At 69.4% G+C, this 19659-nt stretch carries 21 protein-coding genes; 14 read left to right on the top strand and 7 right to left on the bottom strand.

Annotation, left to right across the window (positions count from 1 at the left end):
• Positions 1 to 58: 58 nt before the first annotated feature.
• Together Q0V34_RS05340 and gatC are read right to left on the bottom strand one after the other, a co-directional pair.
• Positions 59 to 1591 carry an amidase family protein gene (locus tag Q0V34_RS05340; protein WP_297508833.1) on the bottom strand — a complete coding sequence of 511 codons (1533 nt, stop codon included), beginning with the start codon at positions 1589 to 1591 and terminating at the stop codon, positions 59 to 61.
• Positions 1591 to 1878: an Asp-tRNA(Asn)/Glu-tRNA(Gln) amidotransferase subunit GatC gene (gene gatC / locus Q0V34_RS05335; RefSeq protein ID WP_297508830.1), complete on the bottom strand. Its 288-nt coding sequence runs from the start codon at positions 1876 to 1878 to the stop codon at positions 1591 to 1593. The genes Q0V34_RS05340 and gatC overlap by 1 nt, the downstream gene beginning before the upstream one ends.
• Positions 1879 to 2064: 186 nt before the next feature.
• Between gatC and Q0V34_RS05330 the strand changes: the two genes are divergently transcribed.
• The 4 genes from Q0V34_RS05330 to Q0V34_RS05315 all read left to right on the top strand — a co-directional run bounded on the left by Q0V34_RS05330 (position 2065) and on the right by Q0V34_RS05315 (position 5283).
• Positions 2065 to 3666, top strand: coding sequence for a M28 family metallopeptidase (locus Q0V34_RS05330; RefSeq protein ID WP_297508827.1), 1602 nt, complete (start codon positions 2065 to 2067; stop codon positions 3664 to 3666).
• A 9-nt stretch (positions 3667 to 3675) separates the two neighbouring features.
• Complete coding sequence (gene ruvX, locus Q0V34_RS05325) at positions 3676 to 4155, top strand: Holliday junction resolvase RuvX (RefSeq protein WP_297508824.1); 480 nt, start codon at positions 3676 to 3678, stop codon at positions 4153 to 4155.
• Positions 4156 to 4248: 93 nt separating this feature from the next.
• Positions 4249 to 4557, top strand: coding sequence for a hypothetical protein (locus Q0V34_RS05320; protein ID WP_297508821.1), 309 nt, complete (start codon positions 4249 to 4251; stop codon positions 4555 to 4557).
• Positions 4558 to 4794: 237 nt separating this feature from the next.
• Positions 4795 to 5283, top strand: a complete 489-nt coding sequence (locus Q0V34_RS05315) for a hypothetical protein (protein WP_297508818.1) — start codon at positions 4795 to 4797, stop codon at positions 5281 to 5283.
• 106 nt (positions 5284 to 5389) lie between these two features.
• Here the strand turns inward: Q0V34_RS05315 and Q0V34_RS05310 are convergent, their stop codons facing one another.
• Together Q0V34_RS05310 and Q0V34_RS05305 are read right to left on the bottom strand one after the other, a co-directional pair.
• Positions 5390 to 5932, bottom strand: a complete 543-nt coding sequence (locus tag Q0V34_RS05310; protein WP_297508816.1) for a hypothetical protein — start codon at positions 5930 to 5932, stop codon at positions 5390 to 5392.
• 108 nt (positions 5933 to 6040) lie between these two features.
• Complete coding sequence (locus tag Q0V34_RS05305; RefSeq protein ID WP_297508813.1) at positions 6041 to 6319, bottom strand: hypothetical protein; 279 nt, start codon at positions 6317 to 6319, stop codon at positions 6041 to 6043.
• A 98-nt stretch (positions 6320 to 6417) separates the two neighbouring features.
• Here Q0V34_RS05305 and Q0V34_RS05300 point away from each other — a divergent pair, with 98 nt between their 5' ends.
• The 7 genes from Q0V34_RS05300 to Q0V34_RS05270 all read left to right on the top strand — a co-directional run bounded on the left by Q0V34_RS05300 (position 6418) and on the right by Q0V34_RS05270 (position 12054).
• Positions 6418 to 7416 carry an aspartate carbamoyltransferase catalytic subunit gene (locus tag Q0V34_RS05300; RefSeq protein ID WP_297508809.1) on the top strand — a complete coding sequence of 333 codons (999 nt, stop codon included), beginning with the start codon at positions 6418 to 6420 and terminating at the stop codon, positions 7414 to 7416.
• Positions 7413 to 8714, top strand: a complete 1302-nt coding sequence (pyrC, locus tag Q0V34_RS05295; protein ID WP_297508806.1) for a dihydroorotase — start codon at positions 7413 to 7415, stop codon at positions 8712 to 8714. The genes Q0V34_RS05300 and pyrC overlap by 4 nt, the downstream gene beginning before the upstream one ends.
• A 92-nt stretch (positions 8715 to 8806) precedes the next feature.
• A complete protein-coding gene (locus Q0V34_RS05290) occupies positions 8807 to 9529 on the top strand; it encodes a hypothetical protein (protein ID WP_297508803.1) in 723 nt (240 codons plus the stop codon).
• A 117-nt stretch (positions 9530 to 9646) separates the two neighbouring features.
• Positions 9647 to 10300, top strand: coding sequence for a glycerol-3-phosphate 1-O-acyltransferase PlsY (gene plsY, locus Q0V34_RS05285; protein ID WP_297508800.1), 654 nt, complete (start codon positions 9647 to 9649; stop codon positions 10298 to 10300).
• Complete coding sequence (dprA, locus tag Q0V34_RS05280) at positions 10297 to 11394, top strand: DNA-processing protein DprA (RefSeq protein ID WP_297508797.1); 1098 nt, start codon at positions 10297 to 10299, stop codon at positions 11392 to 11394. The genes plsY and dprA overlap by 4 nt, the downstream gene beginning before the upstream one ends.
• 26 nt (positions 11395 to 11420) lie before the next feature.
• On the top strand, positions 11421 to 11675 hold the full coding sequence (locus Q0V34_RS05275) for a DUF4160 domain-containing protein (protein WP_297508794.1): 255 nt from the start codon (positions 11421 to 11423) through the stop codon (positions 11673 to 11675).
• Complete coding sequence (locus tag Q0V34_RS05270) at positions 11653 to 12054, top strand: DUF2442 domain-containing protein (RefSeq protein ID WP_297508791.1); 402 nt, start codon at positions 11653 to 11655, stop codon at positions 12052 to 12054. Before Q0V34_RS05275 ends, Q0V34_RS05270 begins: the two co-directional genes overlap by 23 nt.
• Here Q0V34_RS05270 and Q0V34_RS05265 read toward each other — a convergent pair.
• From Q0V34_RS05265 to Q0V34_RS05255, 3 genes are all read right to left on the bottom strand, one after another.
• On the bottom strand, positions 12051 to 12836 hold the full coding sequence (locus Q0V34_RS05265; RefSeq protein WP_297508857.1) for a hypothetical protein: 786 nt from the start codon (positions 12834 to 12836) through the stop codon (positions 12051 to 12053). The genes Q0V34_RS05270 and Q0V34_RS05265 overlap by 4 nt on opposite strands.
• A gap of 62 nt (positions 12837 to 12898) precedes the next feature.
• A complete protein-coding gene (locus tag Q0V34_RS05260) occupies positions 12899 to 13477 on the bottom strand; it encodes a septation protein IspZ (protein WP_297508788.1) in 579 nt (192 codons plus the stop codon).
• Positions 13478 to 13702: 225 nt separating this feature from the next.
• Positions 13703 to 13873: a hypothetical protein gene (locus Q0V34_RS05255; RefSeq protein ID WP_297508785.1), complete on the bottom strand. Its 171-nt coding sequence runs from the start codon at positions 13871 to 13873 to the stop codon at positions 13703 to 13705.
• A gap of 174 nt (positions 13874 to 14047) precedes the next feature.
• On the opposite strand from Q0V34_RS05255, the gene topA reads away from it, so the two are divergent.
• The 3 genes from topA to rnr all read left to right on the top strand — a co-directional run bounded on the left by topA (position 14048) and on the right by rnr (position 19570).
• The gene (gene topA / locus Q0V34_RS05250; protein WP_297508782.1) at positions 14048 to 16771 is read left to right on the top strand and encodes a type I DNA topoisomerase; all 2724 of its coding nucleotides are present in this window, start codon (positions 14048 to 14050) and stop codon (positions 16769 to 16771) included.
• A 38-nt stretch (positions 16772 to 16809) separates the two neighbouring features.
• Positions 16810 to 17184, top strand: coding sequence for a hypothetical protein (locus tag Q0V34_RS05245; RefSeq protein WP_297508779.1), 375 nt, complete (start codon positions 16810 to 16812; stop codon positions 17182 to 17184).
• Positions 17185 to 17287: 103 nt separating this feature from the next.
• Positions 17288 to 19570: a ribonuclease R gene (gene rnr, locus Q0V34_RS05240; protein WP_297508776.1), complete on the top strand. Its 2283-nt coding sequence runs from the start codon at positions 17288 to 17290 to the stop codon at positions 19568 to 19570.
• The last annotated feature ends 89 nt before the right edge of the window (positions 19571 to 19659 follow it).

Raw genomic sequence — 19659 nt, 5'->3', positions numbered from 1 at the left:
TTCAGGGTCCCACACCCCGAACGAAGAAGGGCGGCTCCTTGGAGCCGCCCTTTTCACGTCACCACCACTTTTCGGCCTTCGCCGAGAAGCTGGCGGCCTTCTCGACCGCCCCGGCCACCGAGAACACCGTGGCCTCGTCGAGCGGCTTGCCGATGATCTGCAGCCCCAGCGGCAGGCCGTTGGCGTCGAGCCCGGCGGGCAGCGACAGCCCCGGCAAGCCGGCCAGGTTCGTCGTCACGGTGAAGACGTCGTTCAGATACATGGCGATCGGATCGCTGGAGTTCTCGCCAAGGCCGAACGCCGCCGACGGCGCGGTGGGGGTCAGGATCGCGTCGCACTTTTCCCAGGCGTGGTCGAAGTCCTCGGCGATGCGACGACGCACCTTCAGCGCCTTCAGGTAGTAGGCGTCGTAGTAGCCGGCGCTCAGCACATAGGTGCCGATCAGGATGCGGCGCTTGACCTCGTCGCCAAAGCCGGCGGCGCGGGTCTTCTCATAGATCTCGGTCAGGTTCGCGCCATCCTCGCGCAGGCCGTAGCGCATGCCGTCGTAACGGGCGAGGTTCGACGACGCCTCGGCCGGGGCCACGATGTAGTAGGCCGGCAGGGCGTACTTGGTGTGCGGCAGGCTGATGTCGACGATCTCGCAGCCGGCCTCCTTCAGCCAGGCGATGCCGTCCTGCCAAAGCTTCTCGATCTCGGCCGGCATGCCGTCGATGCGGTACTCCTTCGGCACGCCGATCCGCAGGCCCTTGACGGACTTGCCGACGAACTGGGTGAAGTCCGGGACGGGCACGTCCAGGCTGGTCGAGTCCTTCGGGTCATGGCCCGACATCGAGGTCAGCAGCAGAGCCGCGTCCTCGACCGTCTTGGCGATCGGGCCGGCCTGGTCCAGCGAGCTGGCGAAGGCCACGACGCCCCAGCGCGAGCAGCGGCCATAGGTCGGCTTGATGCCGACCGTGCCGGTGAAGGCGGCCGGCTGGCGGATCGAGCCGCCGGTGTCGGTGGCGGTGGCGCCCAGGCACAGGTCTGCGGCGACGGCCGCGGCCGAACCGCCGGACGAGCCGCCCGGCGTCAGGAAATCATAGCCCTCGGGATATTTCTTATCCACAAGCTTGGCCAGCACTAGCCCAGCTTTGGGGTTTGGATTGGCTCCCTTGGCACGCCAAGGATTGATCACCGGGCCGAAATAGGAGGTCTCGTTCGACGAGCCCATGGCGAACTGGTCGAGGTTCAGCTTGCCCAGCATCACCGCGCCGTCGCGCCACAGCTGGCTGGTCACGGTCGACTCGTAGGTCGGCGTGAAGTTTTCCAGGATCTTCGAGCACGCCGTCGTGCGCACGCCGTCGGTGCAGAACAGGTCCTTGACCCCGAGCGGGGCGCCTTCCAGCGGACCGGCCTCGCCCAGTGCCCGGCGCGCGTCGGACTTGGCGGCCATGTCCAGCGCCTTGTCCGGCGTTTCCAGAATGTAGGCGTTCAGCGGTCGGGCCGCCTCGACCGCCTCGATGTGGGCCCGGGTCAATTCGACCGAGGTGAACTCGCGCTTGGACAGGCCGTCCAAGGCCCCCTTCAGGGTCAGCTTCGTCAGGCTCATTATTCGACCACCTTCGGCACGACGAAGAAGTTGTTGATCGCCTTGGGCGCGTTGCTGGTCACGCGGGCCGGATCGCCGCCCATGGTGACGACGTCGTCGCGCAGCGGCAGGCCCGAGCCGACCACGCTAGTCAGGGGCTCGACGCCGTCGGTGTCCACCTCGGCCAGCTGCTCGATCCAGGTCATGATGCCGTTCAGTTCCTGGGCCAGGGGCTCCAGGCGCTCTTCGGGCGTGGCGATGCGGGCGAGCCGGGCGACCTTCCGCACCGTGGCGGCGTCAATGGCCATGGGGATCTCCTGAATTCCAAGCGCGTGGGTTAGCCGCGCAAGGGGCGCTTTGACAAGCGCCTCGCCGCCGGATGGAAGCCCGGCGGTCAAAATCAGGGCGCGCGCGCGATTGTCGAGCCGGCTCGACTTGCCGTCTTTTGCAACGACCTCGGCCGTGCCACGCTCGGCGAAAGTCTGGAGGCGCGCTTGAAATCCATCCTTCTCGCCGGCTTGGCGGCCGGTCTGGCCCTTTCTCCGGCCCAGGCCGCGGCTCCCGATCGTCTGGCGGCCGGCAAGGCCTGGTGGTCGCACATCGAATTCCTGGCGGCGGACGCCCAGCAGGGCCGCCTGACCGGCAGCCCCGGCGAGAAGGCCTCCGCCGACTATGTCGCCGCCCAGTTCAAGGCGCTGGGCCTGAGGCCGGCGGGAACCGACGGCTATTTCCAGCCGGTGGCGCTCAAGGCCCAGCGGGTGTTGGCCGAAAAGTCCAGCGCGTCGCTGGTGATCGACGGCGTCGCCGCCGACCTGGCGATCGGACCCGATCTCATCCTGTCGTCTCGCCTGCCGCAGCCCGCCACGATCGAAGCGCCCCTGGTCTTCCTGGGCTATGGCCTGAAGATTCCCGAATTCCATCACGACGACTTCGAGGGCGTGGATCTGCGCGGCAAGATCGCCGTCGTGATCAACGGCGGCCCGGCCGAGCTCTCGGCGCCGGTCAAGTCGCACACCCGCAGCGCCCGCACCTGGAAGGCGCTGGAGGCCGCGGGCGCGGTCGGCTTGATCAGCATCCCCACGCCCAAGGGCATGGACATTCCCTGGTCGCGCCAGATGCTGCTCGCTTCGCAGCCCGGCATGTATCTGGCCGACCCGACGCTCAATGATGTAACCGGCGCCCGGTTCGGCGCCAGTTTCAATCCGGCCCAGGCGGCCAAGCTGTTCTCCAAGTCGGGTCACGACTTCGCCGCCCTGCTGGCGGCCGCGGAGGCCGGACAGAAGCTGGACCGCTTCCCGATGGGCCTGTCGCTGCGCGCGACCGTCGCGACCGAGGTGACCGACGTCCACGCCGCCAACATCGTCGCGCGGCTGCCGGGATCCGACCCGAAGCTCGCCGGGGAGACGGTGGTGGTCTCGGCCCACATCGACCACCTGGGCGTCGGCGCGCCGATCAATGGCGATCCGATCTATCACGGCGCCATGGACGACGCCTCGGGCGTGGCCTCGGTCATCGAGATCGCCAAGGCGATGAAGGCCGGGCGGGCCAAGCCCAAGCGCTCGGTGCTGTTCTTGATCGTCACGGCCGAGGAGAAGGGCCTGCTGGGCTCGCGCTACTTCGCCCTCAGGCCGACCGTGCCGAAGGCGAGCCTCGTCGCCGACGTCAACATGGACATGCCCCTGCCGCTGTGGCCGTTGAAGTATCTGCTGATCCAAGGCGCCTCGGAAAGTTCGCTGGGCAAGGAGGCCGAGGCGGTAGCCAAGGCTCGCGGGTACGAACTGACCTCGGATCCCTATCCAGACCGCAATTCGTTCGTCCGCACCGACCAGTACAGCTTCGTGCGGGCGGGCGTGCCGTCGCTGGCGCTGAAGTTCGGCTATCCGGTCGGCACCCCCGCCTATCAGATCGAGAAGGCCTGGCGCGCCGAGCGTTACCACTCGACGGCCGACAATCTCAGCCAGCCCGTGGACCTGCCCGCCGCCGCCGACTTCAACGCCTATGTCACGGCCCTGACCCTGAAGATCGCCAACAATCCCGCCAAGCCGCGCTGGAACGCCGACAGCATCTTCAAAGACTCCGGAGGCTCTAAGCCCTAAGAAGCCGTCATGCCCGTTCTCGACATCGAAGCCTTCGCCGCCGCCCTCCCCGCCTATGCTCCGGTCGTGGGTCTCGATCCCGGCGAGAAGACCATCGGAGTCGCCGTCTCCGACGTGACGCGCACGGTGGCCAGCCCCCTGGCGCTGATCGAAAAGACCAAGTTCACGCACGACGCCGAGGCTCTGTTCAAGCTGATGGACGGTCGCGGCGCGGTGGGGATCGTGATCGGCCTGCCGATGAACATGGACGGGACCGAGGGCGTTCGCTGCCAGTCGAACCGGGCCCTCGGCCGCAACCTGCTGCGCCTGAAGCCGGACCTGCCCATCACCTTCTGGGACGAGCGCCTGTCGACGGCGGCGGTCACGCGGGTGCTGATCGACGAGCACGACGTGTCTCGCAAGCGTCGCGACGAGGTCGTGGACAAGATGGCCGCCGGCTGGATCCTGCAGGGCGCGCTGGAGCGATTGCGGGGGCTTCAGGGCGGCTGATCGCGCCAATTCGCTCGCGGGTAGAAGAGCCGGGCTTATTGCGTCGCGCCCGGGCATGGATAAGCTTTGGTTAAAGCGCCAGCGGAGACGAGCATGACGATTGGGACGTTGGCGCGCGCGGGCCTCTCGGCGGCGGCAATCCTGGCGACCCTCGCGACGGCCGGCGTCGGCGTCGCGGGACCGGGCGACGACTGCCCTCCCAATCCCGAGCCCGGCAAGTGCTACGAGAAGGTCTACACGCCCGCCCGCTACGAGGCGTATGTCGAGGAAGAGCCCGCCCGGGCGGATCAGGGTCCGGGGCCGGCTCGGGTCGTCGTCAAGAGGCGGCAGATTCGCGAGGCCAGCTTCGGCTGGCGGGAGGTGTCCTGCGAGAATGGCGGCGTTCCGCCGCGACGCCGTTGAGAGAACCAAGCCTGACCATGGGCGTTTCCGAGGCGCCCACGAGATCTCATCCGATTTCGTCGTCGCACCGACCCGATTTGGGGATGAGGCGGAGATAAAATTCCCCCTGTTGGGGAAATTTCGGGACAACACGGTTCTGTCTTTGATTATGCTTAAGTGTGGCTTTACTGGACGGGACGCCGCGCGCCCGGCCATGACTGAAAACGGCCCGCGTGAGGGGTATCGAGGGGGTATCGGATGATGAAGAAAGTCCTGGTCGGCGCGATGACTTTGGTCGTCGCCGGCCTGTCCGCCAGCGGCGCCTTCGCCGATGGCCGCAGCGGCTACTACGCGCCGACGCCGCACCCGGCGCCGCGCCCCTATCCGCCCGCGCCGCCGCCGCCGGTCTATCCGCCCGCGCCGCCGCCCTCGATCCCCTCGGTCGACTGCCTCTGCACCCGCTCGGTGGTGTTCTACGGCCCGACCTCGGGCTATGGCGACATCACGGTCTCGGCGCCAGGCGTGCGCGTCTATGGCGAGCCGGTCGTCGTTCCGTCGGGCCGCATCGATATCAAGGGCCCGCCGGTCTATGTCGACGCGCCGCCAGTCCGCGTGGCCGCGCCGCAGATCTATCTGCACCGTCCGGAAGTCTATGTCCGTCCGTCGGCCGTGACGGTCGAGGCGCCGGAAGTGCACTTCACCGGCTGCGCCGACGGCGTGCGCTGCGAGCCGGCCCCGCGTCACTAGAGTCCGCCGTGGCTTTGAACGAGGAGGAAGGTCGTCGGCCTTCCTCCTTTTTCTTGGGCGCTTGCTTACGGGGGCGCTTGCTTCTTGGCCGAGTGTCGAGGCGGCGTCAGCGCGGCGCGGCGCAGAACTCGCGCGCCTCGCGGGCCAGGGCCAGATCGCCGCCCTCCAGCGCCGCCTTCACCGCGTCGTCGCAGCGCTTCTCGCTGAGCAGCATCGTCACCTTGCCCTTCAGCTCGGCCGCGCTGGCCGCGGCGTCCCGCAGGAGCCGCGCCTCCTTTCGCTCGCCAGGCAGGCACGGCGAGTACCATTTGGCGTCCGCGCAGCGAGCGATCAGCCGCGTCTGTCGCGCCGTTTCGCGGCGGTCGATCGAGGCCGTCTCCCGAGGCTTGTCCGACGGCGGCGGGATCTCCGGAGCGGCGTCGACCGGCGGAGCGGTCGCGGCCTGATATCCAGCCGGCGGCGGGGCCGCGGAGGTGCTCGGCAGCGTGATCGTGGCGGGCGGCCCCTCGAGCGGTCGCACGATCGTCGCGGCGGGCACTTGGTAGTGGCAGACCCACCCCTTGTCCGTCGTCTCGCACGACTGCAGCGTCGCCCGGGTCTCCTGAACGGGGGCCGAGGCTTGCAGCAGAGCGATCAAGAGCAACGACATGGCCACCCCCGTCGGAGCCGTCTGCGCGATAGGATCAGACAGTAACCGCCTCGACCGCTCGGCAACAAGTCGCCGTCGCGCCGAAAGCGAATTCCCAGCACGCCATTGCTAGAGCAAGGCCCCGAGAACCGCGACCGAGACAAAGGCCGAGACGAACGTCAGGGCGACCAAGCCGGCGGCTTGCATCGTCACGCGCGAGACGCCGGCGCCGCGCTGTCGAAACGCAAGGATAGGGAGGAGCGCGAGACCGTATCCCACAACCAACCAGAAGGCCTCATCAGGCGCCGCGCTCGGCCTGAGCAAGGCCTTGACCACCGCCAGGAGCAGCGAAAAGGCCGCGACGTGAGCACAAGCTCGTCCAAAAGTGAGAGACTTCCAGAAGCGCATGAACTTCTACCTGATCGTGTGAACGAAGCTCTCACACGCCCGGCGCCGGATCAACCCCGCCTTCCCTTGGCGCGCAAAGCCGCCTATGACGCGGGCTCATGACGGCTTCCGCCCATGACCCCGCCCGCGACGCGATCGACGCGATCCGCGCCCGCGCCTTTTCGTTTCCCAAGCGCCACTTCCTGTCCGCCGGCGATCTGAACGCGCCCCAGGCGGCCGATCTGCTGGATCTGGCCGAGGCCTTCGTCGCCTTCAACCGCCAGACGTCCAAGACCCTGGACCTGCTCAAGGGCCGGACGCTGATGAACCTGTTCTTCGAGAACAGCACCCGCACCCAAAGCTCGTTCGAGCTGGCGGGCAAGCGCCTGGGGGCCGACGTGGTCAACATGAACCCCAAGACCTCGTCCGTGGCCAAGGGCGAGACCCTGATCGACACGGCGGTGACCCTGAACGCCATGCGGCCGGACCTGCTGGTCGTGCGCCACGCCTCGTCCGGCGCGGCCGCCCTGCTCAGCCAGAAGGTCAGCGGCCACGTGATCAACGCCGGCGACGGCCAGCACGAACATCCGACCCAGGCCCTGCTGGACGCCCTGTCGATCCGCCGCGCCTTCGGCCGCGTTTCGGGTCTGACCGTGGCGATCTGCGGCGACGTGCTGCACAGCCGCGTGGCCCGCTCGAACGTCTCCCTGCTGCACACCCTGGGCGCCAGCGTGCGCCTGGTGGGCCCGCCGACCCTGATGCCGGCCCAGGCCGAGCGCTGGGGCGTGGCGGTGCACCACGACATGAAGTCGGGCCTGGCCGGCGCCGACGTCGTCATGATGCTGCGCCTGCAGCTGGAGCGCATGCAAGGCGCTTTCGTGCCCTCGACCCGCGAATACTTCCGCTTCTACGGCCTTGATCGCGAAAAGCTTTCCCGCGCCGCGCCCGGGGCCAAGGTCATGCACCCGGGGCCGATGAACCGGGGCGTCGAGATCGACAGCGACGTCGCCGACGATCCAGCCGTCAGCCTGATCCAGGACCAGGTGGAGATGGGCGTCGCCGCCCGCATGGCGGTGCTGACCAGCCTTGCGGCCCGTATCGAGGAGGCGGCGCGATGACCTCTCCCCAACCCCTCGCTCTCGTCAACGCGCGCCTGGTCGACCCGGAAAGCGGCTATGACGGCCCCGGCGGCGTCATCGTCTCGGACGGCGTCATCGCCGACGTCGCCAAGGGCCGCGAGTTCGGCAAGCTCTCCAAGGCCGTACGCGTTGTCGACTGCGGCGGCGCCCTGCTGGCGCCCGGCCTGATCGACCTGCGCGTCCGCACCGGCGAGCCCGGCGCCGAGACCAAGGAGACCCTGGCCTCGGCGGCCAAGGCCGCGGCGGCCGGCGGCGTCACCTCGTTCGTGGTCCAGCCCGACACCGCCCCGGCCATCGACGATCCCAGCATGGTCGACTTCATCCTGCGCCGCGCGCGAGACATCGACAGCGCGCGCATCCTGGTCGCCGGCGCGGCGACCAAGGGCCTGGCCGGCGAGCAGATGGCCGAGATCGGCCTGATGCGCGAGGCCGGCTGCGTCTATGTCACCGACGCGGGCAAGCCGATCGTCGACAGCAAGGTCATGCAGCGCGTCCTGACCTATGCGAAGGGCTTCGACGCCCTGCTGGCCCACCGTCCGATGGACCCCTGGCTGGCCCGGGGCGGCGCGGCGATCGGCGGCGAGTTCGCCGGCCGCATGGGCCTGCCGTCGATCTCGCCGATGGCCGAGCGGATCATGCTGGAGCGTGACGTCGCCCTCCTGGAGGCCGTCGGCGGCCGCCTGCTGGTCGACCAGATCACCTCGGCCCAGGCCCTGGAGACCCTGGCCCGCGCCAAGGCCAAGGGCCTGCGGGTCCACGCCTCGGTGTCGATCAACCACCTGTCGTTCAACGAGCTGGACATCGGCGACTACCGCACCTTCGCCAAGCTGAACCCGCCGCTGCGGGGCGAGGACGACCGGCAGGCGCTGATCGAGGCCCTCGCCTCGGGCCTGATCGACATCGTCGTCTCCTCGCACAATCCGGCGCCGGCCGAGGACAAGCGCCTGCCGTTCGACGAGGCCGCGCCCGGCGCGGTGGGGCTAGAAACGCTGCTGCCGGCCCTGCTGTCGCTGTTCCACGATCAGAGGATCGCGCTGGTTGACCTGATCCGCGCCGTGACCCTGGCGCCGGCCGAGCTGCTGGGCCTGCGCGGCGGTCGCATCGCCTCGGGCGCGCCGGCCGATCTCGTGCTCTGCGACATCGATACGCCGATCATCATCGACGCCGCGCGCCTCTTGTCGAAGTCCAAGAACTCGCCGTTCGACGGACGTCGCCTGCAGGGCCAGGTGCTGATGACGATCGTCGACGGCCGCGTCGTGCATCGCGCCGAGGGCTAATTCTCGGGCGCCGCTTCGAATATCGCCGTTCGCCCATTGTAAAGCTCGCGCCGCTCCCGCACACTTGACGCGCACGAGCCCGGGGGCGCCGGATGACCGCGATCGAAGCAGGCCAGAGGCCGACGACCCAGGTCGGCCGCCCGTTCTACCTGATCATGTCGCTGCTGATGGCGGCGGTGTTTATCGGCGGCTTCAGCCAGACCGTGCCCGACGATTTCAGGCCGCCGGGCCTGCCGCTGTTGTTCCACATCCACGGCGCGGTCTTCACCTGCTGGGTGCTGGTCTTCGTGGCCCAGCCGGCCTTCGTCGCGCGAGGCGCGCTGAAGCTGCACCGGCAGGTGGGCATGGCCGGGGCCGGGCTCGCCAGCCTGATGGTCGTCATGGGCTTGGCCGCGACGATCTCCGCCTTTCCGGCGCACCGGGTCCCGCCGTTCTTTCCGCCGACCATCTTCCTCGTGATGAACGGCGTGGGCATTCTGGTGTTCGGCGGTTTGGTCACGGCCGGTATCGCGCTGCGCCGCAAGCCCGAATGGCACAAGCGCCTGATGCTTTGCGCCACCGTCTCGATCCTGGGACCGGGCCTGGGCCGTCTCCTGCCGATGGGATCGTTCGGCGCGGCGGCGCCGGCGGTGATGTTCGCCGTCATCCTGGCGTTCGCCCTGGCCGGACCCGTGGCCGACCTGATCGTCCGCAAGCGAGTCCACCCCGCCTATGCCTGGGGCGTCGGCGCGATCGTGTTCAGCACGGTCCTGATTCCCCCGCTGGCCTTCACGCCGCAAGCCTCGGCGCTGGTGAGTCAGCTGCGCGCGCTCTAGGCGCGGCGGGCGCGAAGACGGCCATCTTGCTCCAGCCCGCGTTTGCACTACACCTAAGACACAACTAATGCTTGCGTAGCGGTTGAATTCGCGCGCAACTCGTCTTAGGGTCGAACCGTGCAAGATCTCGCCGCCGCCACCTACCTGACGCTCGCGATCGCCGTGATCGGAGGCTACCTGCTCGGGTCGATCCCGTTCGGGCTGATCGCCACGCGCCTGGGCGGGGCCGGCGACATCCGTAAGATCGGCTCGGGCAATATCGGCGCGACCAACGTGCTGCGCTCGGGCCGCAAGGACCTGGCGGCCATCACCCTGCTGGGCGACGCCGGCAAGGGCGTGCTGGCGGTGCTGCTGGCGCGCTTCCTGACCCACGGCAATCCGACGGTGATCGCCCTGGCCGGCGGCTCGGCCTTTCTCGGTCACCTCTTCCCCGTCTGGCTGAAGTTCAACGGCGGAAAGGGCGTGGCGACCTTCTACGGCGTGCTGCTCAGCGCCGCCTGGCCGGTCGGCGTCGCCGCCGCCGTCACCTGGCTAGCCATGGCGTTCCTGTTCCGCATCAGCTCGCTGGCCGCCCTGACCGCCGCCGTGCTGGCCGCGCCCTTCGCGCTCGCCTTCGACCAGCCCTATCCGATGCTGTGGCTGTGCCTGTTCATGGCCCTGCTGATCTTCATTCGCCACCGGCCGAACATCATCCGGCTGCTGCGGGGCGAGGAGCCGCGCATCGGTCAGAAAAAGGACGCGGCGACGCCGCCCGTCACCGACGCGCCGTGATCGCGGGCCGGCTCTCGGACATCCAGCGCTTCGCCTGGCTGCGCCTGGCGCGCACCGAGACGGTCGGCCCCGTCGCCTTCGACCATCTGATCCGCCGCTACGGCACGCCCGAGCGCGCCCTGTCGGCCCTGCCCGACCTCTCCCGGCGCGGCGGGCGCGCCGCGCCGCTGGCTCTGCCTCCGCGGGAGGCCATTGAGCAGGAGCTGGCGGCCGGCCAGGCCCTGGGCGCGCGGCTGATCTGCGGCTGCGAGCCGGACTTTCCGCCGCGCCTGGCCGCGCTCGACCCGCCGCCGCCGCTGCTTTGGGCCTTGGGGCGGGCCGAGCTTCTCTCCAGGCCGAGCGTCGCCATTGTCGGCGCCCGGATCGCCTCGGCCGCCGGCCAGCGCTTCGCCCGCCAGTTGGCGCTCGATCTCGGCACGGCCGGTCAGGTCGTGGTCTCGGGCATGGCGCGCGGCATCGACGCCGCCGCGCACGAGGGCTCGCTGGCCACCGGCGCCGTGGCGGTGCTGGGCGGGGGCGTCGGCGACATCTATCCGCCCGAGCACGACAGGCTGCACGCCCGCCTCGCCGCCGAGGGCTGCGTCGTCTCCGAGAGCGCCCCCGACCGCCGCGCCCAGGCCAAGGACTTCCCCCGCCGCAACCGGATCATTTCGGGCCTGTCGCTGGGCGTGGTGGTGGTCGAGGCCGAGCTGAAGTCGGGCTCGCTGATCACCGCGCGGCTGGCCGCCGAGCAGGGCCGCGACGTCTTCGCCGTGCCGGGCTCGCCGCTGGACCCGCGCTCGAAGGGGACCAACGACCTGATCCGCCAGGGCGCGATCCTGTGCGAGGGCGTCGAGGACGTGCTGCGCGCCCTGGCCGGCCAGAGCCAGCTGCGCGAGCGCGAGCACGCCCCAGACCTGGAGCCGCCGTCGGACATCGACCACGACGCCCTGCGCGAACGCATCGCCGCCCTGCTCTCGCCGACCCCGGTCTCGCGCAACGACCTCGTCCGCGCCGCCGCCGCGCCGGCCTCGGCGGTGATGGCGGCCCTGGTCGAACTCAGCCTCGCCGGCCGCGCGGAGCTGCTGGACGGAGGGATGGCGGCGGGGGTTTAGAAACCCAACACGATAGGTTATGTTGCATGGTAACCGTTCTGCGGGCGCGAGGGTTTCGGATCGTGATCTTCGCCAATGATCATGAACCGGCGCATGTTCACGCGTTCGGAGACGGCGAGGCCAAGATCAACCTGCTCGGCGCGGGCGGCGGCGTCGATCTGGTCTGGGCGATCGGCCTGAGCCGAGCGGATATTCGTCGAGCCATGGCGCTCGTGACGCAGCACCGCGACATGCTGCTGGAACGCTGGAGCGAGATTCGTGACCGATCTGACCGACGCTGACATCGACGCCGCCCTCGAGCGCGGTCGCGCCGCCCAAGCGAACGAGCCCCGCGCGCGAACAGTCCGCTATGAAGCGTCGAGCGGCGTGATCGTCGTCGAGCTGACGAACGGCGCTTCCTTCTCGTTCCCCCCGGCCTTGGTCAACGCGCTCGCCGGCGCGACACCGGCCCAGTTGGCCGAGGCGTCGATTCTGGGCATGGGCTTCGGCCTTCATTGGGAAGGCCTTGATCTTGACTTGACCGTGTCGGGCTTGCTCGCCGAGGTGTTCGCCACCCAGTCGCACATCGCCCGCCAGGCGGGTCGAGCGACCTCCCCCGCCAAGGCCGCCGCTGCCCGTGCGAACGGCGTCCGAGGCGGGCGGCCGCGCCGCAGCGCCTAGCCTCCGCCTCGCCGCGCGCCCTTGGCGAACAGCAGGTCCGACCAGCGCCAGTGGCCGCCGCCCAGGGCGAAGCGGGCCGCGCCGGGGCCGTCGTTCAGCGAGATCAGGACGAGGCCCCGCATCGGCTCGGCCCGGCAGGCGGCGGGCGCGAAGGCGACCTCCATCATGATCATCTCGCGCAGACCCGACAGGCCATCGCCCGCCTCGCCGTCAGTGCGGATCCAGTCGCCGCTCCAGACCAGGGGCGCGCGCCCGGCGCCGACGGTGGCCGCGTGGGCCCGCAGCAGGGCGGCGCGGGCGCGGGGGTTCTTGCGCAGCCCCTCCTGCAGCAGCCGGACCATGTCGCAGCCCGCCCCGCCGCCGCCACCGCCGCTCCCCGAGCCGGCGGTCGCCGCGCCCTGAAGCTCGGCCTCGCCCAGGCCCATCACCCGCGCGGGCACGGGCTTGGGGCTGGCCGGCAGCGGCGTCACGTCCCTGGGGATCGGCGCCCTGGTCACGCGCAACGGCGAGCGCGGCGCGGCACGAGCGGTGTCCTTGGGCTTCTCGGGCGAAGGCGGTTTCTTCGGGGCCTGCACCGGCGACTTCGGCGCGTCGTGCGGCGCGGGCGGCGGGGATGGAGGCGGGGGCGGGGGCGGGTCGACGAGCGAGACCAGCACCGACCGGGGCTCGGGCGGAATCGGCGCCACGTGGGCGGCAAGCAGCACCGCCAGCGCCGCCAGATGCGCGCCGACGCTCACGATCAAGGCCACGCCTTTCCCGCCACGTCGTCTCCAGTGGGCCATGAACTCGCCAAGCCACAGGCCGAGAGCGCCGGCCCAGATCCGCAAGCCATCACCTTCCCGCGTCAGGAAGTGGGCGATTGGTCAAGCTTGGCGGCTCTCGACGTCCTCACGCGGCGACGAAGAACGAGATACTGGACCATGGCCAGGCCCGCCTGGGCCGCGTTGGCGCCGATCGATGCGAACCAAGCCCAGGCCGTCGTCGAGGCCTTCAATGCAAGCGCCAAATTCGTCACCGCGATGAGGATCATCAACGCCGCCCACGCATAGCCCCAGCTGGTCAGCGCGCCGGCTTCTAGCTCGTCCAGGATTTCCGGAGGCACGTAGCGCGCCATCCAACCGCGCTGGAGCATGACCCCGCCCAAGGCGAGATAAATGATGGACGGCTTGAATTTCACGATGGCGAGGTTCTGGGTGAACAGGGTCGCGCCGCCTAACACTACAACCAGAACCAGACTCAGCCATTGCATTGAGGCGACGGCGCGCCCGCCAAGGCGCAGCACGACGACTTGCACGACGCCCACGCCGATCGCGAGGATCGTCGCCGCGTAGAGATTCTCGAAGAGCGCCAGCGCGAGGAAGAAGGTCAGCGTGGAAAGCAGATCCGCGACCAGCAGCCCGAGCACTCGCAGCAATATCCTCATGGCTTGTCCTCCCGAGTGAGGACGAAGCTAGTCTATCGAGCGACGATATCGACGATATCTGTCGAGCACGCGTCTTTCCGCCGGATTTCCGCTGGGAATGCGTCACCCTCACGACCAGGCTGATCAGCACGAGCGCAGATAAGCCGCGCGCGATAGATGGCGTCTCGCCGATACGAAGAGTGGAGTTCTGCAAGGCGCCGCATCAGCGCGCCGAGAGACGCGCGGTTAGACGCTCAAATCCACCAAAAGCCCCGTCCCGGCGGCCGGCGCGGCGCGCACGGCTTGCTTCAGCCGATCGGCGATCTCCGCGCGTTCGGCGTTCGAGGTCACGGGCTTGATCTCCCGGATCGGCGAGACATAGGCCTCGGTGGCGATCCGATTGACGGTCATGTCCATCGGCGGTCGGTCACAAAACTAGGCGCGAACGCTCGCATATCGGTCTTAACAAGCCCCTACCGGACATGGAAACCGTGGCCGTACGGAACAGCCCGCGTTGACAGACCTGGGGTCAAGCCCCCACTTTCCGGCGCTCGCCTCCAGGGCGATCCGCCCTTTCAGCCCAGAGTCATAATGAACGTCGTCGTCGTCGAGAGCCCGGCCAAGGCCAAGACCATCAACAAATACCTCGGGTCCGACTACACGGTTCTCGCCTCGTACGGTCACATCCGTGACCTGCCATCGAAGGACGGCTCGGTGGAGCCCGACAACGACTTCGCCATGAGCTGGGAGGTCGACGCCAAGGCCTCCAAGCGGGTCAGCGACATCGTCGACGCCCTGAAGAAAGCCGACCGCCTGATCCTGGCCACCGACCCCGACCGCGAGGGCGAGGCCATCAGCTGGCACGTGCTGGAGGTGCTGAACAAGAAGAAGGCGCTGAAGGACAAGTCGGTCCAGCGCGTCACCTTCAACGCCATCACCAAGAGCGCCGTGACCGAGGCCATGAAGGCCCCGCGCGATCTCGACATGGAGTTGGTCGAGGCCTATCTGGCCCGCCGCGCGCTGGACTATCTGGTCGGCTTCACCCTGTCGCCCGTGCTGTGGCGGAAGCTGCCGGGCAGCCGCTCGGCCGGCCGCGTGCAGTCGGTCGCCCTGCGCCTGGTCGTCGACCGCGAGATCGAGATCGAGCGCTTCAAGACCCAGGAATACTGGACCGTCGAGGCCGACGTCTCGGCCGGCTCGGACCCGTTCCTGGCGCGCCTGGTCAAGCACGACGGCAAGAAGCTGACCAAGTTCGACCTGGCCAACGAGACCTCGGCCCTGGCCGCCAAGGCCGCCGTCGAAAGCGCGGTGTTCAAGGTCGAGGCCGTCGAGAAGAAGCCCGGCAAGCGCTCGCCCGCCCCGCCCTTCACCACCTCGACCCTGCAGCAGGAAGCCGCCCGGAAGCTGGGCTTCTCGGCCCAGCGCACGATGCAGGCGGCCCAGAAGCTGTACGAAGGCGTCGACATCGGCGGCGAGACGGTGGGCCTGATCACCTACATGCGGACCGACGGCGTCTCGATGGCGCCGGAGGCCATCGCCGAGGCGCGGTCGGTCATCGGCAATGTCTATGGCAAGGACTACGTCCCGGACGCCCCGCGCCTCTACAAGTCCAAGGCCAAGAACGCCCAGGAGGCGCACGAGGCCATCCGCCCGACCGCCATGGGCCGCAACCCCGGCTCGCTGCGTCTGGAGCCCGAACTGGGCCGGCTCTACGAGCTGATCTGGAAGCGCACCATCGCCTCGCAGATGGAAAGCGCCCGCATCGAGCGCACCACGGTCGACCTGGAAAGCGCCGACGGCAAGACCGGCCTGCGCGCCACCGGCCAGGTGGTGCAGTTCCCCGGCTATCTCGCCGTCTACGAGGAAGGCCGTGACGCTCCAGATCCGCAGAGCGGATCTGGCAAAGAACAAGATTGGGGCGACGAAGACAGCGCCCGCCTGCCCGCCATTGTCGAAGGCGCGGCGGCCAAGGTCATCGACACCCGCGCCGACCAGCACTTCACCGATCCGCCGCCGCGCTATTCCGAAGCCAGCCTCGTCAAGAAGATGGAAGAGCTGGGCATCGGCCGTCCGTCGACCTACGCCTCGGTGCTGGGCGTGCTGCGCGACCGCGAATATGTCCGCATGGAGAAGCAGCGCTTCATCCCCGAGGACAAGGGCCGCCTGGTCACCGCCTTCCTGGAGCAGTTCTTCAAGCGCTATGTGGAGTACGACTTCACGGCCGCGCTGGAGGAAAAGCTCGACCTCGTCTCCGACGGCCAGCTGGACTGGAAGCAGTTCCTCCGCGACTTCTGGAAGGACTTCCACGCCGCCGTCGGCGAGATCGCCGAGCTTCGCACGACGAACGTCCTTGACGCCCTGAACGAGGCCCTGGGGCCGCACATCTTCCCCGACAAGGGCGACGGCTCCAACCCGCGCCTGTGCCCGACCTGCGGCTCGGGGCAGTTGTCCCTGAAAACCGGCAAGTTCGGCGCCTTCATCGGCTGCTCGAACTATCCGGAGTGCCGCTACACCCGCCAGCTGGGCGTGTCGGAAGGCGACGGCGAGGCCGAGAGCGCCGACAAGGAGCTGGGCGTCAATCCGGCCACCGGCCGCGCCGTGTGGCTGAAGAACGGCCGCTTTGGCCCCTATGTCGAGGAGCTGACGGCCGAGGGCGGCAAGCCCAAGCGCTCGTCCCTGCCCAAGGGCTGGATCGCCTCGGCCATGGACCTGGAAAAGGCCCTGCGGCTGCTGTCGCTGCCGCGCGAGGTGGGCAAGCACCCTGACGACGGCAAGGTCATCACGGCGGGCCTGGGGCGCTTCGGGCCGTTCGTGCTGCACGACGGCACCTACGCCAATCTGGAGAACGCCGACGAGGTGTTCGACGTCGGCCTGAACCGCGCCGTCGCCATCCTCGCCGACAAGCGCGCCGGCGGCGGACGTCCGCAGCGCGCGGCCGCCGCGGCCCTGGCCGAGCTCGGCAATCACCCCGAGGACGGCAAGCCGGTGCGGGTGCTGTCGGGCCGCTTTGGCCCCTATATCAAGCACGGCGACGTCAACGCCAATGTCCCGAAGGGCAAGGATCCGGCGGCCCTGACCCTGGAAGAGGCGTTGGGCCTGCTGGCTGAACGCGCGGCCAAGGGCGGCGGCAAGAAGCCCGCCAAGAAGGCCGCCGCGCCGAAGAAGGCGGCCAAGGCCGAGGGCGACGCTCCCGCCAAGAAGACGACCGCGAAGAAGCCCGCCGCCAAGAAGCCGGCGGCCAAGAAGCCGTCGACCAAGCCGAAGGTCCCCGAGCCCAGCGATGGCGACGCCGCGCCGTGGGACGACGAGGCCTGACGCTTTTCGGCGGACCAGGAGCGGAGTAGAGTTCGACCATGACCACGTTGGAACGGCCCCTCCCCCTGAACGTCGTCCTGGCCGGGCTGCTGGCGTGCTGCGTCGGCGGCTTCGCCATGGGCCTGATGAACGCGCTGAAGCTGGATCACGGCCCGGCCCTGGCCAACAGCGCGCCGGCCGCCCAGGTCTCGGGCGTGCCGGTCAAGGACGCCACGCCCGCCCTCGCCTACGAGCCGCCCCCGGTCGAGAAGCCCAAGCCCAAGGCGGTCGAGGTCACCACCACCGAGCAGGAAGCCCCGCCGGTGATCGAGGCCCCGCCAGCGGCCGCGTCGACGGCGGCCCCGCCCCCCGCGCCCACCGCCGCCAAGCCGGCCGAGCCGCAGACGCCGAAGTCGATCGAGGATCTGTACTAGAGCGCTCCTGCTTACCGATCTCCCCGGCCTTCGCCGGGGAAATCGGATTATAGGTTCGGCGCCCCGCGTTTCCCTAAGTCCGCCGAACGCGTTAAGGCAGGACATGGCCAAACTCCGCCCAACCAAGACCTTCAAGCCGCGCCCGCCCGCGGGCCTGCCTGACCGCGACACGCTGCTGGCGTTCCTGCGCGACGCGGGCGAGACCGGCAAGGCCGACATCGCCCGGCACTTCGGCCTCAAGGGCGCCGACCGCCGGGCCCTGCGCGAGATGATCCGCGAGCTGGAGGCCCAGGGCGCGCTGGCCAAGCGCGGCCGCAAGGGCTTCGCCGAGGCCGGCTCGCTGCCCCCCGTCGGGGTGGCGGACGTGGTCGAGCGCGACGGCGACGGCGAACTCTATGTGAAGCTGACCAAGTCCGACGACGACGTGCCCAATGTCCGCCTCGCGCCCAGCAAGGGCGAGGCCGCCGCCGGCGCGCCGGGGCTGGGCGACCGCCTGCTGGTCCGTTTCGAGCGGCTGGAGACCGGCGAGTTCGAGGCCAAGCTGATCAAGAAGCTGGGCCAGAGCGCCCACAAGATCCTGGGCGTGATCCGCAAGCACCGTCGCGAAATCCACGTCGAACCGGTCGACCGCAAGTCGAAGGACAGCCTGGTCCTCGATCCCAGCGTCGCCCACGATCTCAAGGACGGGGACCTCGTCCTGGCCCAGGTCGGCACGCACGGCGGTCGCTACGGCCCCAAGCCCGGCAAGGTGCTGGAGGTGATCGGGACCGAGAACGACCCGCGCGCGGCCTCGCTGATCGCCATCCACAGCCACGGCATCCCGACGGGCTTCTCCGACGCCGCCGAACAGGAGGCCAAGGCCGCCGTCGAGCCGACGCTTTCCGGCCGCGAGGACCTGCGCGCCCTGCCGTTCGTGACCATCGACCCGGTGGACGCCCGCGACCACGACGACGCCGTCTACGCCCATCCCGACGACGACGAGACCAACAAGGGCGGCTTCGTCGTCTGGGTGGCCATCGCCGACGTCGCGGCCTATGTGCGGCCCGGCTCGGCCCTGGACCGCGACGCCCGCGAGAAGGGCAACAGCGTCTATTTCCCCGACCGGGTCGAGCCGATGCTGCCCGAGACCCTGTCGAACGGCCTGTGCTCTCTGCGCGAGGGCGAGAACCGCGCGACGCTCGCCGTGCGCATGGTGTTCGACAAGTCCGGCCGCAAGAAGGGGCACAAGTTTACGCGCGGCCTGATGCGCTCGGCCGCCAAGCTGTCCTACGAGCAGGCTCAAGCCGCGATTGACGGCCAACCCGACGACAAGACGGGTCCGCTGCTGGAGCCGATCCTGAAGCCCCTGTGGGACGCCTATCGGACGATGAAGATCGGCCGCGACGCCCGCTCGCCGCTGGGCATCGAGAGCGACGAGCGCCGGATCATCATCCGCGATGGCGAGATCGCCTCGATCACCAAGCGCGCCAGCCTCGAGGCCCACAAGCTGATCGAGGAGATGATGGTGCAGGCCAATGTCTGCGCCGCCGAGAGCCTGGAGGCCAAGCGCTCGCCCCTGATCTACCGGGTGCACGACACGCCGAGCCTGGAGAAGGTGCAGAACCTGGCCGACTTCCTGCAGACGCTGGAGATCCCCTGGAACAAGGGCGAGGCGCCGCGCACGGCGCGCTTCAACCAGCTGCTGGACCAGACCCGCGAGAGCCCGAACGCGGCGATCATCAACGAGGTGGTCCTGCGCACCCAGATGCAGGCGCACTACAGCAGCGAGAACATCGGGCACTTCGGGCTGAACCTGGCCAAGTACGCCCACTTCACCAGCCCGATCCGCCGCTACGCCGACCTGATCGTGCACCGGGGCCTGATCCGGGCGCTGGGCCTCGGCGACGACGGCCTAACGGACCAGGACATCGCTCAGATCAAGGACACGGCCGAGGTCATCACCCACGCCGAGCGCCGGGCCATGGCCGCCGAGCGCGACGCCACCGACCGCTACATCGCCGCCTTCCTGGCGGACCGGGTGGGCGCGACCTTCGAGGGCCGCATCACCGGGGTCACCCGCTTTGGCCTGTTCATCAAGCTGACCGACACCGGCGCCGACGGCCTCGTGCCGGTGTCGTCGCTGGGCGCGGAGTTCTTCATCCACGACGACAAGATGCACGCCCTGGTCGGCGAGCGGACCGGCAAGCGCTGGCCGCTGGGCCTGGAGGTCGAGGTGCGGCTGGTGGAGGCCACGCCCGTGACCGGCGGCCTGCTGTTCGAGATGCTCAGCGACCCGCTGCCGCCCGACCCGAAGATGCCGCGCCCGCGCCTAGGCGCGCGTCGGCAGGCGGCGGTGAAGCCGCGCGGGGGTCTGCCCAAGGGCGTACGGCGGGGGAAGCGTCGATAGGCCGCCGTGGCCGTGGTCCTCGCCCTTCGACAAGCTCAGGGTGAGGATCACGCTCAGGGTGAGGATCGCGGAGCGCGCTCGGTAGAACC

It is taken from the genome of uncultured Caulobacter sp., from assembly GCF_947036865.1.
In the GTDB taxonomy this organism is placed as follows: domain Bacteria; phylum Pseudomonadota; class Alphaproteobacteria; order Caulobacterales; family Caulobacteraceae; genus Caulobacter.
The sequence above is the reverse complement of the archived record's forward strand: the minus strand, read 5'-3'. Positions and strand labels throughout refer to the sequence as shown.